Source organism: Pseudonocardia zijingensis, assembly GCF_042657305.1.
GTDB classification, from domain to species: domain Bacteria; phylum Actinomycetota; class Actinomycetes; order Mycobacteriales; family Pseudonocardiaceae; genus Pseudonocardia; species Pseudonocardia zijingensis.
In genome coordinates this window covers 181,512-195,072 of sequence record NZ_JBHSKO010000003.1, presented here as the reverse complement: position 1 = coordinate 195,072, position 13,561 = coordinate 181,512, and the positions used below count along the sequence as shown (strand labels likewise).

Annotated in this window: 18 protein-coding genes and 1 tRNA gene; 10 read left to right on the top strand and 9 right to left on the bottom strand. The window is 71.1% G+C overall.

The window, feature by feature from the left end; all coding sequences use genetic code 11:
* Positions 1 to 7 precede the first annotated feature (7 nt).
* A complete protein-coding gene (locus ACFPL3_RS08130) occupies positions 8 to 1,267 on the top strand; it encodes a M18 family aminopeptidase (protein WP_343943280.1) in 1,260 nt (419 codons plus the stop codon).
* Positions 1,268 to 1,371: 104 nt separating this feature from the next.
* Positions 1,372 to 1,608, top strand: coding sequence for a hypothetical protein (locus tag ACFPL3_RS08125; protein ID WP_343943281.1), 237 nt, complete (start codon positions 1,372 to 1,374; stop codon positions 1,606 to 1,608).
* A gap of 93 nt (positions 1,609 to 1,701) precedes the next feature.
* On the opposite strand, the gene ACFPL3_RS08120 is transcribed toward ACFPL3_RS08125, so the two are convergent.
* Complete coding sequence (locus tag ACFPL3_RS08120) at positions 1,702 to 2,799, bottom strand: MFS transporter (protein WP_343943282.1); 1,098 nt, start codon at positions 2,797 to 2,799, stop codon at positions 1,702 to 1,704.
* A 117-nt stretch (positions 2,800 to 2,916) separates the two neighbouring features.
* On the opposite strand from ACFPL3_RS08120, the gene ACFPL3_RS08115 reads away from it, so the two are divergent.
* From ACFPL3_RS08115 to ACFPL3_RS08105, 3 genes are all read left to right on the top strand, one after another.
* The gene (locus tag ACFPL3_RS08115; RefSeq protein WP_343943283.1) at positions 2,917 to 3,456 is read left to right on the top strand and encodes an AAA family ATPase; all 540 of its coding nucleotides are present in this window, start codon (positions 2,917 to 2,919) and stop codon (positions 3,454 to 3,456) included.
* An 88-nt stretch (positions 3,457 to 3,544) separates the two neighbouring features.
* Positions 3,545 to 3,832, top strand: coding sequence for a putative quinol monooxygenase (locus ACFPL3_RS08110; RefSeq protein ID WP_343943284.1), 288 nt, complete (start codon positions 3,545 to 3,547; stop codon positions 3,830 to 3,832).
* Positions 3,833 to 3,888: 56 nt separating this feature from the next.
* Complete coding sequence (locus ACFPL3_RS08105) at positions 3,889 to 4,485, top strand: DinB family protein (protein WP_343943285.1); 597 nt, start codon at positions 3,889 to 3,891, stop codon at positions 4,483 to 4,485.
* A 3-nt stretch (positions 4,486 to 4,488) separates the two neighbouring features.
* On the opposite strand, the gene ACFPL3_RS08100 is transcribed toward ACFPL3_RS08105, so the two are convergent.
* The 5 genes from ACFPL3_RS08100 to ACFPL3_RS08080 all read right to left on the bottom strand — a co-directional run bounded on the left by ACFPL3_RS08100 (position 4,489) and on the right by ACFPL3_RS08080 (position 7,633).
* Positions 4,489 to 4,644, bottom strand: coding sequence for a hypothetical protein (locus ACFPL3_RS08100; protein WP_343943286.1), 156 nt, complete (start codon positions 4,642 to 4,644; stop codon positions 4,489 to 4,491).
* Between the two features lie 185 nt (positions 4,645 to 4,829).
* Positions 4,830 to 5,426, bottom strand: coding sequence for a dihydrofolate reductase family protein (locus ACFPL3_RS08095; RefSeq protein WP_343943287.1), 597 nt, complete (start codon positions 5,424 to 5,426; stop codon positions 4,830 to 4,832).
* Between the two features lie 9 nt (positions 5,427 to 5,435).
* The gene (locus tag ACFPL3_RS08090) at positions 5,436 to 5,828 is read right to left on the bottom strand and encodes a TIGR03618 family F420-dependent PPOX class oxidoreductase (protein ID WP_343943288.1); all 393 of its coding nucleotides are present in this window, start codon (positions 5,826 to 5,828) and stop codon (positions 5,436 to 5,438) included.
* A complete protein-coding gene (locus tag ACFPL3_RS08085) occupies positions 5,825 to 6,802 on the bottom strand; it encodes an NAD-dependent epimerase/dehydratase family protein (protein ID WP_343943289.1) in 978 nt (325 codons plus the stop codon). Before ACFPL3_RS08085 ends, ACFPL3_RS08090 begins: the two co-directional genes overlap by 4 nt.
* A gap of 651 nt (positions 6,803 to 7,453) precedes the next feature.
* Positions 7,454 to 7,633, bottom strand: coding sequence for a hypothetical protein (locus ACFPL3_RS08080; RefSeq protein ID WP_343943290.1), 180 nt, complete (start codon positions 7,631 to 7,633; stop codon positions 7,454 to 7,456).
* A 1,204-nt stretch (positions 7,634 to 8,837) separates the two neighbouring features.
* Here ACFPL3_RS08080 and ACFPL3_RS08075 point away from each other — a divergent pair.
* Complete coding sequence (locus tag ACFPL3_RS08075; RefSeq protein ID WP_343943291.1) at positions 8,838 to 9,230, top strand: ester cyclase; 393 nt, start codon at positions 8,838 to 8,840, stop codon at positions 9,228 to 9,230.
* A gap of 492 nt (positions 9,231 to 9,722) precedes the next feature.
* On the opposite strand, the gene ACFPL3_RS08070 is transcribed toward ACFPL3_RS08075, so the two are convergent.
* The gene (locus ACFPL3_RS08070) at positions 9,723 to 9,923 is read right to left on the bottom strand and encodes a helix-turn-helix domain-containing protein (RefSeq protein ID WP_094922778.1); all 201 of its coding nucleotides are present in this window, start codon (positions 9,921 to 9,923) and stop codon (positions 9,723 to 9,725) included.
* Between the two features lie 137 nt (positions 9,924 to 10,060).
* On the opposite strand from ACFPL3_RS08070, the gene ACFPL3_RS08065 reads away from it, so the two are divergent.
* The 3 genes from ACFPL3_RS08065 (at position 10,061) to ACFPL3_RS08055 (ending at position 11,488) form a co-directional block, all read left to right on the top strand.
* Complete coding sequence (locus tag ACFPL3_RS08065; RefSeq protein WP_343943292.1) at positions 10,061 to 10,309, top strand: hypothetical protein; 249 nt, start codon at positions 10,061 to 10,063, stop codon at positions 10,307 to 10,309.
* 118 nt (positions 10,310 to 10,427) lie between these two features.
* Positions 10,428 to 11,153, top strand: coding sequence for a hypothetical protein (locus tag ACFPL3_RS08060; protein ID WP_343943293.1), 726 nt, complete (start codon positions 10,428 to 10,430; stop codon positions 11,151 to 11,153).
* Complete coding sequence (locus tag ACFPL3_RS08055; RefSeq protein ID WP_343943294.1) at positions 11,150 to 11,488, top strand: transcriptional regulator; 339 nt, start codon at positions 11,150 to 11,152, stop codon at positions 11,486 to 11,488. Before ACFPL3_RS08060 ends, ACFPL3_RS08055 begins: the two co-directional genes overlap by 4 nt.
* Positions 11,489 to 11,750: 262 nt before the next feature.
* Here ACFPL3_RS08055 and ACFPL3_RS08050 read toward each other — a convergent pair.
* A tRNA-Ser gene (locus ACFPL3_RS08050) sits at positions 11,751 to 11,835 on the bottom strand.
* 136 nt (positions 11,836 to 11,971) lie between these two features.
* Here ACFPL3_RS08050 and ypfJ point away from each other — a divergent pair.
* The gene (gene ypfJ / locus ACFPL3_RS08045; protein ID WP_343943295.1) at positions 11,972 to 12,898 is read left to right on the top strand and encodes a KPN_02809 family neutral zinc metallopeptidase; all 927 of its coding nucleotides are present in this window, start codon (positions 11,972 to 11,974) and stop codon (positions 12,896 to 12,898) included.
* Here ypfJ and ACFPL3_RS08040 read toward each other — a convergent pair whose 3' ends face one another.
* Positions 12,899 to 13,543 (bottom strand): GNAT family N-acetyltransferase, encoded by a 645-nt coding sequence (locus ACFPL3_RS08040; RefSeq protein WP_343943296.1) that lies wholly within the window; start codon positions 13,541 to 13,543, stop codon positions 12,899 to 12,901.
* Positions 13,544 to 13,561 lie beyond the last annotated feature (18 nt).

Sequence of the window (13,561 nt, the reverse complement as noted above, 5' to 3'; positions counted from 1 at the left end):
CCCGGTGATGAGCGATCTCGCGCAGGACCTCGCCGACTTCCTCACGGCGGCGCCCACCCCGTACCACACCGTGGCCGAAGGCGTGCGCCGCCTCAGCGCCGCAGGCTTCACCGAGCAGCCGGAAGCCGGCCCCTGGGACGACGGCCCCGGCGGCCGCTACCTGGTGCGCGACGGCACCCTGCTGGCCTGGTTCGTGCCCGAGGGCGCCCCGCCCGGCACTCCCCTGCGGATCTTCGCCGCCCACACCGACTCGCCCACGCTCAAGGTCAAGCCGCGCCCGGATACCGGGTCCGCCGGCTGGCGGCAGGTGGCGGTGGAGGTCTACGGCGGGGCGTTGTGGAACTCCTGGCTCGACCGCGACCTCGGGCTCGCCGGGCGCCTCGCGCTCTTCGACGGCTCCACGGTGCTGGTGGACGTGCGCCGCCCGCTGCTGCGGGTGCCGCAGCTGGCCATCCACCTCGACCGCCAGGTCAACCAGGGCCTCAAGCTCGACCCGCAGGACCACCTGCTCCCTGTGTGGGGGCTGGGCTCGCCCGCGGAGGGCGACCTGATCGGGTTCCTGGCCGCGGAGGCAGGCGTCGACCCGGCGGAGGTGGCCGCCCACGACCTCGTGGTGCACGAGCTCACCCCGCCCACCCGGCTCGGCGAGCACGAGGAGCTGCTGGCCGGGCCACGGCTGGACAACCTCGCGTCCGTCCACTCGGGGCTCTGCGCCCTGCTCGCCGTGGCCGACGACGCCGCAGGCATCATCCCGGTGTTCGTCGCGTTCGACCACGAGGAGATCGGCAGCGCCTCGGCCACCGGGGCGGCCGGGCCGCTCCTGGAAACCGTGCTCACGCGCCTCGCAGGCGGGTTCGACGCCCGTGGCGTGGCGTTCGCCACCTCGCGCTGCCTGTCGGTGGACGTCACGCACGCCGCACACCCGAACTACCTGGGCCACCACGACCCGAACCACCGCTCGGTGCCCAACGGCGGCCCGGCGATCAAGGTCAACGCCAACCAGCGCTACGCCACCGACGCGCCGGGCGCCGCGGCCTGGCACCGCGCCTGCCGCGAGTCCGGGGTGCCCACCCAGGTGTTCGTCAGCAAGAACACCGTGCCGTGCGGCAGCACCGTCGGCCCGATCCTGTCCACCCGTCTGGGCATCCGCACTGTCGACGTCGGCATCCCGGTGCTGTCCATGCACTCCGCCCGCGAGCTGTGCGGCGTGCGCGACCCGGGCCACCTCGCAGCGGCGGCCACGACGTTCCTCACCGACCCGGCCTGATCCCTCGACGCCCGTTCCGCGCACCCCTGACGGATGCGCTGCCGGGCCGTACCGTGTTCGGCGTGCATCCGGAGCCCGTCGCCCACCGCCGTTGAGGAGATCGCGTGAGCGAGGACGACACCCTTGCCGACGGCCCAGACGTCTACTGGTACGTCGGCGGTCCGCTCGACGGCCGCGTCGACACCCGCGATCAGTCGGAGCCGGCTCCCGGCACCGTCCGCTACGTCCACCTCCACGGCGGCCCCAAGATCGTGCACCACTACGACCTGCACGAGGTGGCGGGCCACGGGGGTGAGTACCGGCTGCGTGAGTCGGAAGCAGGCGACGACGACGTGACGTGACGCTGCTCACGAATCACGACGGGTGGAAATGATCTCTACCCATCGGTGGGTAGCGGCAATACCGGGGGCGCCGCTACCCGCCACCCCGACGCCTCACCGCAGCAGCCTCGGCAGCGCCGCCGCGATCACCACGCCTGCCACCACGAGCCAGGACACGCCGCCCGCCGCCCACGCGGCGTACGCGCCGAACGTCGCGATCTCGGTGCCCAGCCCGGCCACGGAGGTCACGGTCGCACGCGACCGGCTCGCGATCCGCTCCTGCAATCGCGCGTCCACCGCCACCAGCACGGCCCGGTAGCCGCCGTAGAACACGGCCACGGCGATCACCCCGGCCGGATGAGCAGCCTCCGCGGCCACCGCCAGGAAGGCCGTCGCCACCCCGAGCAGGACACCGAGTCCCCACCGCGGGAGCAGCCGCGCCGCTCCCCCGAGCGCCGCGCCGGCCGTTCCACCGAGGACGATCGGCAGGGTGGCCAGCGGCACGGCGGCGGCCGCAACACCCCAGTCGGACACGAGCAGCGGGAAGTACTCCTCGATCGCATCGAACGCGGCGAGCAGTGCCGCAGCCGCGGCCACGGCCCCCACTCCCGGGCTCCGGAAGACCTCCGCGACACCGGACCGGAGGGTCGCGAGGTACCCGATGTCCTCGTCGCCGCCGTAGCGGGGCGGTTCGGGCAGCGCGGCGGCCACCACCCCCGCGGCGGCGCAGGTGCCGACGCTCACCCATCCGACCAGCCCGAATCCGCCGGCGGAGAACAGCCAGGTGGCCGCTGCCGCCACGGGGATCTGGGCCACGAGCTCCATGGCCGCGACCCGGCCCGCCACCCGCGCGTAGTGCTCCTGCGCGCCTGCCGCGGCCAGCCCGTCGTAGAGCAGCGCCTCCTTCGCCCCCGAGGCCAGCGAGCCGCCGAACCCCCAGAGCACGAAGCCGAGCGCGAAACCGGGGAAGCCGGGCATGAGCACCCAGGCGGTGTAGGCCGCCGCCTGCAGGAACCCGGCCGCCGCGAGGCACGACCGCCGGGAGAACCGGTCGGCGAGCGCCCCGGAGGGCACCTCGGTGAGCACGGCGACCGCCGACCAGATCGCGAACAGGGCGGAGATCTCCGCGACCGACAACCCGGTGGCCGTGAACAGCAGCGCGTAGAGCGGGTACAGCGGGACGGCGTCGGCGAGCAGCGCCCACACCACCATGTGACGGGCGAGGGGCCGAGCGGAAGGCGGCAACGGGCGTCAACCGGGCACGGGGCGAGGGTAGCGGCGCCGCAAAACCGCTCGCACCCGATTTCGCCCGTTGACAAGATCCGGAACGTGGGGACGTCATCGGTGCACCTGGTCACGGGGATCCAGGCCGCGGGCAAGTCGACCGTGGCGCAGGCCCTGGCCGAGCGGTTGCCAGGCCACACGGTGCACGTCCACGGCGACCAGTTCCGCCGCTGGATCGTGGGCGGGCGAGCGGAGATGACCCCGGACGCCGACCCGGAGGCGCTGCGCCAGCTGCGGTTGCGCTACCGGCTCACGGCGCAGACGTGCGACACCTACGCCGACGCGGGCTTCTCCGTGGTGGCGCAGGACGTCGTGCTCGGCCCCGAGCTCCCGGCCCTGATCGCCGAGATCCGCACCCGCCCGTTGCACGTGGTGGTGCTCGCCCCGCGCCCGGGCGCGGTGGCCGCCCGCGAGGCCGGGCGGGCGAAGCGGGCGTACGGCCCCGCATGGAGCGTCGAGGCGCTCGACGAGGTGCTGCGGAGCGGGACGCCGCGCGTGGGCCTGTGGCTGGACACCTCCGAGCTGTCCGTCGCCGAGACCGTGGAGGAGATCCTGCTCCGGCTCGACGAGTCCCGGGTGGCATGACGGGTCCTGACGGGCGCTGTCGCGAACGTCCAATGGCCGGCGGGCGGCCGCGTGCGAGGCTGCCCGCGTGTACGGCTACATCGGAAGCATGCGGACCCGTCCCGGCAAGCGCGCCGAGGTCATCGCCCTCCTGTCGGGCAGCCTCGAGGACCTCCCGGCCGCCGGGTGCCTGTCCTACGTCGTGAGCGAATGCGCGGACGACGAGGACCGGATCTGGGTCACCGAGGTCTGGGAGAGCGCCGAGCACCACAGCGCGTCCCTGCAGCTCCCCGCCACGCGGGCGGCAATCACGGCGGTGATGCCGCTGCTCACCGGCGAGTTCACCCGGCAGGAGACGCGCGTGACGGGCGGTGTGGGGCTCCCGGTCAACAGGTGACAGGAACTGACCTCAATCCCTCCTAGCGTCGGGGCAGACCCACGGAGGAGGACGGGATGATCCACGAAGCAGCGGTGTTCCAGCTCGCCGACGAGGCGGCTGTCCGCGCGTTCACGCTGGTCGGGGCGAGGGACATGGACAGCGTGCTGGCGCCGCTGTTCGACATGCCGGGAGCGGACCAGCCCCTCCCGCTGCGCCGGGTGCTCGCCCACTTCGCCTACGACGAGGCATGGGTCCCGGACATGCTCGCCGGGCGCACGATGGACGAGGTGGGGCGGGACGCCTACGACGGTGACCTGCTCGGCGACGACGTCCACGGCGGCATCACCCGCATCAGCGAGCGCGCCCGCGCCGCCGCGGCAGGCGTCACCGACCGCGACGCCGTCGTCCACTGCGGGTACGGCGACGTCCCGGCGTGGGACTACTTCTGGCAGCTCAACGTCGCGCGCACGCTCGGGGCACACGACGTCGCACGCCACCTCGGCGTTGAGTCACCGGTGTCCGAAGAGCTGGCGCGGGCGATGTGGGAGGGCACGGAGCCGGCGGCGGACATGTGGCGCGAGTTCGGCGTCTACCGCAAGGAGGTGCCGGTCGCCGAGGATGCGTCGTGGCGGGCGCGCTACCTCGCACTCACCGGCCGGGAGGACCTGTGACGGTCAGCCCTCGCCCTCCGGCTGCCGCCGCGCCTCCCGGATCGCCTGCTGCATCGCCTCGTCCGCGGCCTCCTCGGAGTCGGCGAAGCCGTACAGCTCCGTGGAGGTGGCGGCGAGCCAGGCGTTCCACCACCAGCGCTGCTGACGCTGGATGAACACCACTCGCGTGTCCCAGCTGAGTTCGGAAGACCGGCGCAGGCTCATCGGACGGCGCGGCGTGCCTGGTGACCGCGCACGCGCCTCCTCCTTCCCCGACGGGACGAAGATCCCTCAGCGCTGCCCGCCCGCCGGGTACCGGGCCCGGCGCGTCGCGCAGTTCCGCCCGTCGGGGTGAGCCCTGACGGTCAGCGCCGCACCGTGAAGTGCAGGTGCAGCACCCGGTCGCCCTGCACCACCTGGTCCGGGTCGTCGAGGAGCACCGTGCCGGTGTGGCTGCCGAAGAAGCGCACCCCCTCCCCGAGAACCACCGGCACCACGTCCATCCCGACCTCGTCGACGAGCCCCGCCGAGAACGCCTGCCCACCGATGTCACCGGCCGTCACGTCGACGAGGCCGTCGCCCGCGAGCTCCTTCGCCAGCGCGATGCCCTCCTCCACGGAACCGGCGGTGTGGAACGGCGCGTCCGGGTGGGCGGCCAGCCACTCGTCCGGCAGCGGGCGGTGCGTGATCACCACGAGCTCGTCCCCGGCGGCCGGTTTGCCGTCCCAGCCGTTGGTGGTGTCGAACAGGTGGCGGCCGATGACGGTCACCTTGACGGCGTCCCAGAACGGCTGGACGTACGCGGCGGAGGTCTGCGACACCGGGAACGTCCACCCGCTCGCGGTGGCCCTCAGCTCGGTGTCGCCGTTGAAGTACCAGTCGAACAGCGGTCCCACCGAGTCGTCGGGGTAGGCGATGAAGCCGTCCACCGACACCACCGCCTGCATGATCACCCGAGCCATCAGCCCTCCTCAGCCGAACGTCGGGACGATCACGTGCGTCGGTTCGACGAGAAACGCCTCGCGCTCCTCGCCGCGCGGGTACCTGCCGCCACCGGTGTACTTGCCGAAGATGCGGTCGACGAGCTCCCACCCCGCATCCCCGCCGACCCGCTTCACCACGCGGCCGCGGACGACCGCGCAGCGGACCAGGTCGTCCCGGTCGGCCACGGAGATCGCGACGCGGTCGTCGCGCTCGAGGTTGCGGGCCTTGCGCGAGCCGGGCGAGGTGAAGAACACGAGGTACCCGCCCTCGACGTCGATCATCACGGGCACCGAGTGGGGCGCGCCGTCGGGCAGCACCGTGGCGAGGTGGGCGATCTGCGTTCCTGCGAACAGGTCGCGCGCCGCGTCGAGCGTGGTCATGCCGGTCCCTCCGCGAGTACGGGCTGGTGGTCGTGCGCGCGCAGCCAGGCGGCGTAGTCCCGCACGGCGCTCTCGACGTCGTACTCCGGCCGGAAGCCCGTGTCGGCCTGCAGCCGGGTGATGTCGAGGTAGGGGTCCAGTGGCCGGTCGGGGTTGCGCCCCTCCGGCAGCGTGATGCCCGCGCCCGGGACCTCCGCGTTGATCGCGTCGACGACCTCGCGGTAGCCCACCAGCCGCCCGCTGGACACGTTGTAGGTGCGGTGGTTCAGCCGCTCGGCCAGCATGAGCAGGGCGATGGCCCGCCCGCAGTCCTTCACGTAGCAGAGGTCGGTGGCGTCCTCGGCGAAGGCGGGCGGCCGCGGCGGCGTGAGGGCCGGGTCCTCCCCGCGCACCGCCGCGCTGATCAGCCGCGGCAGCGGCGTGAACGGGTTGTCCGACACCCCGAGCGGCCCCCAGATGGTGCCGATCCGCAGGCTCACCGGTTCGAACCCGCCCGCATCGGCGGCCAGCGCGGTGTAGAGCTCCGCGGTGCGCTTGAACACGGGGATCTGGTGCGCCGCCACCACCGGCAGCGCGGCCTCCTCACGCAGCGGGACGTCGTCCACGCCCAGGTACACCGCGATCGTGCTGGCCACGGCGAACCGCCGCACCCCCCACACCGTGGCCGCCCGCAGCGCGTTGAGCAGGCCGATCGTGTCGGCGCGCAGGTACTCGACCGGGTCGGGCAGGTCGTAGCGGGCCGCCGCGAGGTGCACGACGCCGCTGATCTCGTGCCGCTCCCCGATCGCGAGGAAGGCCGCCTCGTCCGCCGTGTCCAGCGGCTCGACGACCACCCGTCCGTCGGGCTCGTCGGCGAGGAACTCGGGCAACCGGGTGGACCGGTGGGCGGTGAGCACGACGGATTCGCCCAGGTCGAGCAGCGCACGCGCGGTGTGCGACCCGATGGACCCCAGGCCACCGGTCACGAGGATCATGCCGGCCCCCCGACGGTGGGGGCGGGCCGGCCGGAGCGGGGAAGACGCATGGTCGGGACGCTAGGCCGGGACCGGCCGACGGTTCTTGAACGAAACGGCCGTCCGCGCGCCGCTGAACCGCGCTACGCGTTGCCACGCCCGTTGCCTCGCGCGCACGGTCCGGGCGTGGCAGGACGTCGCGAGTGGCGGTGTCGTGGAGAAGACACGGTCGACGTCCCGATGATCAGCAGGATCGTGACATGAATTGCACGGGATGCGGCTCATGTCACGAATCCAGTGATCATGATTGTTGAGGAGAAACGCCTCGGCCAGTGACCCGACCGGAGGGGTCCATGATCGGCCGTTGCATCGATATCGATCGGATCGTAAGGCGGGCGGCCCGGGCGATCTCCCACTAGCCGGATCAACGACGGAACGTCCCTCTACATCTCGGCTCACAACGCAGCAGCCCTCCGGGAGCAGCTTGCGGCTGACCGGCGCGACACGGCCTGTCGCAGAGCAAGCCGAACGAGTGACCCACATGCGTTGGAGCACTCTGCTGCTCAAGACCGCACCGTCGGCGCACCGCGCCGCTCCCGGACTTCATCGGATCGACGCCGCCGGAACATCGCCAGGCGTCCACCGGACGGCTCCGCACGTCGGACGCAGCCGCTACAAGACCCTGTCCCGACGCGCCTTCACCGACCGATAGATACCGATTGCAATCGCAATCAGGATCAGAATCGCGACCACGATCGACGTTATCAAGTCGCCGAGCAGGCCAGCCGATCGAAGGATGATCGCGGCCCCTGCAATCACCATCAGAATGAGGGGAGAGAGCTTCAGTAGCACCGGTGTCACCCTTCTGCCGATCAGCGCGCCGTATACACGAGCAATAAGACGGGCACCACCGGTGATCTACGGGCGATGCAGCAATGGATCTTGCACTATGCGTGGCCAGCGACCCGGCACTACCTGCCCAAACTCCGGTGATCACTGAGGACGAGCCCTCATGATCACACCGTTAGCGTCGATGAACTCAACGCCCTGCCCAGGCCGGGCAGCATTCCTCACATGGACTTGATTGTTCCAGGCCCAGGCAAAGAAGACGGCGCTAGCAGAGCCTACAGGTCACCACCTAGCACCCAGCAGGGCAGCCAAACCAGCAGCATCCTTCACATCCCCGTAAGCATCCAGAAGCTCATCCAGTGAACGTCACTGACATCCGTCCACCCTGTCATTCACCTCGCGACATTCCGCTGGTGCAGTTGCCGGAGCGACCACCCCGACACAGCCAGCAACCATTACAAATGTAAGAACAAGTGCACTCAACCGAACACTGATGTTGTCGGCGTCCGACAACATCACAGCTGAACGCCCCGAACTGACCTTCGGCGCGGTGAAGGTAGCCATAATACGCCCCCTCTTCCGACGAATGGTGCTTCACATCCGACTCAAGGCATCCCCCGGCGCGAGAGGTTGATTCATCCTGGAGTCAGAGTTCTCCCTTGAAGACGCCGCTTCGACCAACCTCAGTCGCGGCGGTCCTGCCACACACAACACGTGGGGCGGAGCGTTAGCCGCGGACCCGGAGTGCCCGTGGAGGACGCGATGCAGTGGACCACTTCGTCTGCCCCCTCGCGCGAGACCTGCTCGGAGCCGGCCGAAGCGCCTTCGCCCGTGCCGAACACCACGGACACGACATCGAGCGGCACCTCGTCGACAGAGCGCGCCTCGAAGTCCTGACCGCCGACGTCGCCCCCGTGGTCGAGGCGGTCCGATCCCAGCGAGCTCCCGGGCAAGGCAGGACGTCGCGGCGGCGTCGAGAGAAGACACGGTCGTCGTACCGAAGATCGGCAGGATCGTGACATGAGCTGCACGGGTGCGGCTCATGTCACGAATCCCCTGATCACCCGTCAGTGGGTCGCGGCCACAGCCGCCCTGCGGCCGCCACACCAGCCACAAGGCGCGCAGAGACTTCTGTACCGATCGGAATATAAGGACGCGAGGCCCGGTTGACCCGCTGGCATACCACAACGAGACACCGGGAGCCTCAATGTCCGCCACCGACCTGCGCGACTTCTACGAGCGCTACATCGAGGCGCTCAACGCGCACGAGTTCGCCCGCATGGACGAGTTCGTCCACGAGTCCATCGTCCTGCACAGCGAGCCGAGCTCCCGCGCCGCCGTTGTCGCACAGCTGGAGAGCATCGTCGACGCGGTCCCCGACTTCCACTGGGAGACGCAGGAGATCGCCGTCAACGGCGACAGCCTCGCCGTCCGCCTGATCAACACGGGCACGCCGGCCAAGGAGTGGCTCGGGGTCGCCCCCACCGGCAGGTCGATCGAGATCGTCGAGTACGCCATCTACCGCGTGCGCGACGGGAAGTTCCTCCACATGTCGGCCGTCCACGACGCGGCGGCCCTCCAGGAGCAGCTCGCGGCCTGACGGGCAGGGAGTCGGCCACGGAGCCACCCGTGGAGCTGGGCGCGGGCGACCGCTGAGTCCGGGGCGCCGCACACACCGAGTAGGGACGGCACACAGCGCAGGCAACGTGTGCGGCCCCGACTGGACGTGTGCGGTGCTCTGTCACGAGCTGCATCGGTCCCCGCCGCCGGGACCGTGCCCGGTCAGTCCACGTTCGGGCGGAGCTGCCGCAGCTGCTCGATCACGTCGTCGAGCCTCCAGCGCGCGTGCCCGCCGGTGGTGACGAACACCGGGGTCAGCAACCCGCTGGTGCCGCTGGATGGTCTGCCGGGACAGGCCGACGGCGCGGGCGACCTCGCCCGTGCTGATCAGTCGACCCTCGTCCACGGCGCGACATACTATTCGGCTCGCGGACGCTTCGAGGCGCTTTCCCGGGGAGGCACTGATCGGGCCCGAGGCGTATCTCGGGTTGTTCAGCCGGGATGGCTGACCGGAAGCCGATCGTGCGTCCGGCTACTCGGGCCGGGCTCGTAGAAGCTGCTCGCGCAGGTCGCTGACCAGCCACCTGTACTGACCCGGGCGCTTGTCGCCGCCCGGGGTCACCAGTGCGGGGGTGACCCGCCCCTCCTTGGCCCACCTCGCCAGCGAGCTCGCGGACACGCCCAACGCACGGGCTGCCTCACCCGTGCTGACCAGACGCTCTGCGCTCCCCACGGGCCGACGTTATGTCGGGCCGGATGCGCTGGTCACACCTGTTGGTCCCGTTGTGGTCGATACCGCAAATGAGCCCGTTAGGTTAGTTTGAACCGATGGCGTTCTGGTGGACGGAGATCCCGGGAGGCGGTTGCGCGATGGGTGAGGCGAGCGACGAGGCGGAGGCACGGCTGGAAATCGCTCGCGCGCAGGAGCGTGCGTCGGTGAACTTCCACGAGCGGAGCGGCCGGTACCGCTGGACCGTCGTGCTGGACGAGGGGAAGACCTCGCACGGCTGGGCCGAGACGGAGTCGGAGGCCTGGTGGTACTGCAAGGAGGCCGTGAACCGGCCGTTCCACGGGACGCACCACCGGGCACCCCGCGGACTGTTCAGCCTGGGCCCGTGACCGGGAGCCGCCCCGGCTGCTGCTGGCGGAAGCGGAGGGATTCGGCCCCACGGACGGCAGGCTCACCCCATCCTCCGCCGGTGTTGCAAAAATCTGCTTGCAGTGCAAACCTGCTGCCATGACAGACGGGTCGGCTGCTTCTGCCGATATCGCCCGACAGGCGCTCTCGACCACCCGACAACTCACCCGACACGTGCGCCACGCGCAGCGCGGTACCTGGTTCCCGCTCGTACTGCTCGGCCTGGTGGCCGTCGCGTCGGCGCCCTTCTACCGCTTGGGACGACACGTCGTCACGTGCGACCCAGCCTTGGGCGCCCGCGGCGGCGTGCAGATCGTCGAGAAGGGGACCTGCGTCCAGGTGGTCGGCTGGCCCGCCGGGGTCTACTGGATCCTCGCCTTCGTCCTGTCGTACGCGGCGATCGCAGCCTTTTACGCGCACCGGGCCCGCAAGCGCGGGGTCGGTGCGCGGGTCCTGCCGTACGTAGGCTCGGGGGTCGCCGCAGGGCTGGTCTTCGGCATCGCCTCGGCATGGGCCCAGCAACTCGACCTGGAGGACTACTTCCCGAGCGGTCCGGTCGCTGTCGGCCTGGTCCCGCTGATCTCCATCGGCCTGGCGTTGTTCGTGCTGGCCCGCGTGGAACGCAACTGGCCTCTACTGGCGTTCGCTACCGGCTATCTGGTGGTCGCGCTCCTGGCGTGCCGGATGGGTACGCGAAGCCTGGGTCTGAGCGTCGGCACGAACCTCCCCCCGACGTGGGGCTTCCTGCCGGCCCTGGTCGTCGCCGGCGGCGTGCTGCTCCTCGGCGGCATGGGCTTCGCCCTGACGGAACGGCGCGGGGTATGACGCATCCGACGAATGGACTCGACGACGTGGTTCACCAGCGTGTCCGGCTGGGCATCCTCGCCGTCGCCCACGAGGCCCGGCGAGTGGAGTTCGGCTTTCTGCGGACCGCGTTGGATCTGACCACCGGCAACCTCTCTCAGCACCTGACCGTGTTGGAGAAGGCCGGGCTGGTGGAGATCGAGAAAGGCTACGAGGGCAAGCGCGGCCGTACGTGGGTCCACCTGACCGCAGCCGGCAAGAGAGCGCTGCAGGACGAGATCTCCCAACTCAAACGACTCATCCGGCAGGTGGAGGAGACCCGTGCGGCGGACCCGGCGGCCACCGAGCCCTCGTGAGAGCGAGGTCTCCGTTGGCACACGTCTGGCGCAAGGCCCTGCGCCAGCATGCAGGCCGGCTACCGGCCGGGGACCGACGACCGACTGTCACGGTGGCCTGATCCATCCCGGACGGACCGCACGCACCAGAGGCAGCTACTCGAGCGTGGCGGCGTCCCCGACCGTCGCCTGCACGACGCGTGCCACACAGCGGCGACCGTCTGCAACCGGTACGAGAACGCCCGGCTGAGGATCAGCTCACCCGGCGTTCCGGGCCGAAAGGCGGAAGCGGAGGGATTCGAACCCCCGGACGGTTGCCCGTCTCTCGCTTTCAAGGCGAGTGCATTCGGCCGCTCTGCCACGCTTCCGCGGATCAGGGTAGCCACAGGTCCGCCCGTGTCGTGTGGTGGCCGGAACGCGCGGTGCGGCCTGGCGGTCACCCTCTCAGGCGAGCGCGGACGAGCGGTGCCGGCGCATGTGGTGGGATCTGCCCGGGAGGTCACCATGCGGTTCGACGAGAACGCCCGGCTGGACACGTCTCAGATCGACGACCTGCGCGGCAGCGGCGGTGGAGGTGGCGGGCTCGGGGGCCGGGTGGCTGTCGGCGGCGGCGGGCTCGGCGTCGTCGGCCTGATCCTGTACTTCCTGCTCAGCCAGCTCGGGGGCGGGGCGGGCGTCGACCTGTCCGGCTTGAGCGGGATGGAGCCGGGGCAGACGACCGACACCTCGCAGGCCGCCTCGAACTGCCGCACCGGCGGGCAGGCCAACACCGAGCTGGACTGCGAGGTCGTGGCGGTCGTCAACTCGCTCGACGGCTACTGGAGCGACGCGTTCGCGCGGTCCGGGATCACCTACCAGGCGCCGCGCACCAACTTCTTCAGCGGTGGTGTGAACACGGCCTGCGGCAGCGCGACGTCGGCCGTGGGGCCGTTCTACTGCCCGGCCGACAACGAGGTCTACATCGACCTCGGCTTCTTCCGGGAGCTCGAGACCCGCTTCGGGGCGGAGGGCGGGCCGTTCGCCCGCGCGTACGTCATCGCGCACGAGTACGGGCACCACATCCAGGCGCTGCTCGGCACCAGCGAGCGTGTGCGCCCCGGTGAGACGGGGCCGACGTCGGGTTCGGTGCGCCTCGAGCTGCAGGCCGACTGCTACGCGGGCGTGTGGGCCAACCACGCCGAGTCGGTGCCGACCGCGTCCGGCGAACCCCTCATCGTCGACGTCACGCGCGAGGACGTGGCGGCCGCGCTCGACACCGCGGCCCGGATCGGCGATGACTACATCCAGAGCCAACTGGGTGGCGGCCGGGTGGACGAGAGCCAGTTCAGCCACGGCAGCTCGGCGCAGCGCGAGCGCTGGTACACCACGGGCTACGAGACCGGTGACCCGACGCGGTGCGACACGTTCTCCCGGGGCGTGGACCTCGGCTGATCAGTCGGCCGCGAGCAGGCCGCGGCAGGCGTCGAGGCCCTCGACCTCCAGCTTCCACTCCGGCCGCACGAAGCCGGAGGCGTCGAGCACCAGGCGCACGTCCTCCGCGGGTTCGCCGCGGCGGGCCACCCACGTGGAGCCGTCGGGCCGGTAGCCCAGGCGCGCCGAGACCCGGTGCGAGGCGAGGTTGTCGGTGAAGGCGGCCGAGCGGGCCCGCACGGCGCCGAGGTGGTCGAACGCGAAGGCGAGCACCGCGGCGCGCATCTCCGTGCCGAACCCGCGGCCCTGGTGGCGCATCCCGAGCCAGGACCCGGTCTCGACCTCGCGCACGACCCGGAAGTCGGTCGCCGACAGCTCCTGCTCCCCGATGACGCGGCCCTCGTGGCGCACCAGGAAGTTGATCGACCAGCGCTCGGGGGTGAGGCGGGACCGCACGGCCCAGAAGTGCTGCAGCATCCGGCGCCCCAGCTCGCGGGGGTCGGTGTCGGTCCACGGCACGAGGAAGGGCATCCGCTCGGGCGGGTGCACCCCGCGGTAGGCCTCGTCGACCAGTTCGAGCAGGCCCGCGTCGTCGTCGGGGCGCAGCTCCAGCCGCGGGGTGCGCAGCACGAGGTGGCGCAGCGGCCACGACTCCGGGTGGTTCATGCAGACACCCTGCCGGAA

Coding starts and splice junctions, on each gene's coding strand:
- ypfJ (WP_343943295.1), top strand. CDS start 11,972: ATGCGGTTCGACGAGAACGCCCGGCTGGACACGTCTCAGATCGACGAC.
- ACFPL3_RS08055 (WP_343943294.1), top strand. CDS start 11,150: ATGACGCATCCGACGAATGGACTCGACGACGTGGTTCACCAGCGTGTC.
- ACFPL3_RS08065 (WP_343943292.1), top strand. CDS start 10,061: ATGGGTGAGGCGAGCGACGAGGCGGAGGCACGGCTGGAAATCGCTCGC.
- ACFPL3_RS08105 (WP_343943285.1), top strand. CDS start 3,889: ATGATCCACGAAGCAGCGGTGTTCCAGCTCGCCGACGAGGCGGCTGTC.
- ACFPL3_RS08095 (WP_343943287.1), bottom strand. CDS start 5,426: ATGGCTCGGGTGATCATGCAGGCGGTGGTGTCGGTGGACGGCTTCATC.
- ACFPL3_RS08075 (WP_343943291.1), top strand. CDS start 8,838: ATGTCCGCCACCGACCTGCGCGACTTCTACGAGCGCTACATCGAGGCG.
- ACFPL3_RS08130 (WP_343943280.1), top strand. CDS start 8: ATGAGCGATCTCGCGCAGGACCTCGCCGACTTCCTCACGGCGGCGCCC.
- ACFPL3_RS08110 (WP_343943284.1), top strand. CDS start 3,545: ATGCGGACCCGTCCCGGCAAGCGCGCCGAGGTCATCGCCCTCCTGTCG.
- ACFPL3_RS08040 (WP_343943296.1), bottom strand. CDS start 13,543: ATGAACCACCCGGAGTCGTGGCCGCTGCGCCACCTCGTGCTGCGCACC.
- ACFPL3_RS08090 (WP_343943288.1), bottom strand. CDS start 5,828: ATGACCACGCTCGACGCGGCGCGCGACCTGTTCGCAGGAACGCAGATC.
- ACFPL3_RS08120 (WP_343943282.1), bottom strand. CDS start 2,799: ATGGTGGTGTGGGCGCTGCTCGCCGACGCCGTCCCGCTGTACCCGCTC.
- ACFPL3_RS08085 (WP_343943289.1), bottom strand. CDS start 6,802: ATGATCCTCGTGACCGGTGGCCTGGGGTCCATCGGGTCGCACACCGCG.
- ACFPL3_RS08060 (WP_343943293.1), top strand. CDS start 10,428: ATGACAGACGGGTCGGCTGCTTCTGCCGATATCGCCCGACAGGCGCTC.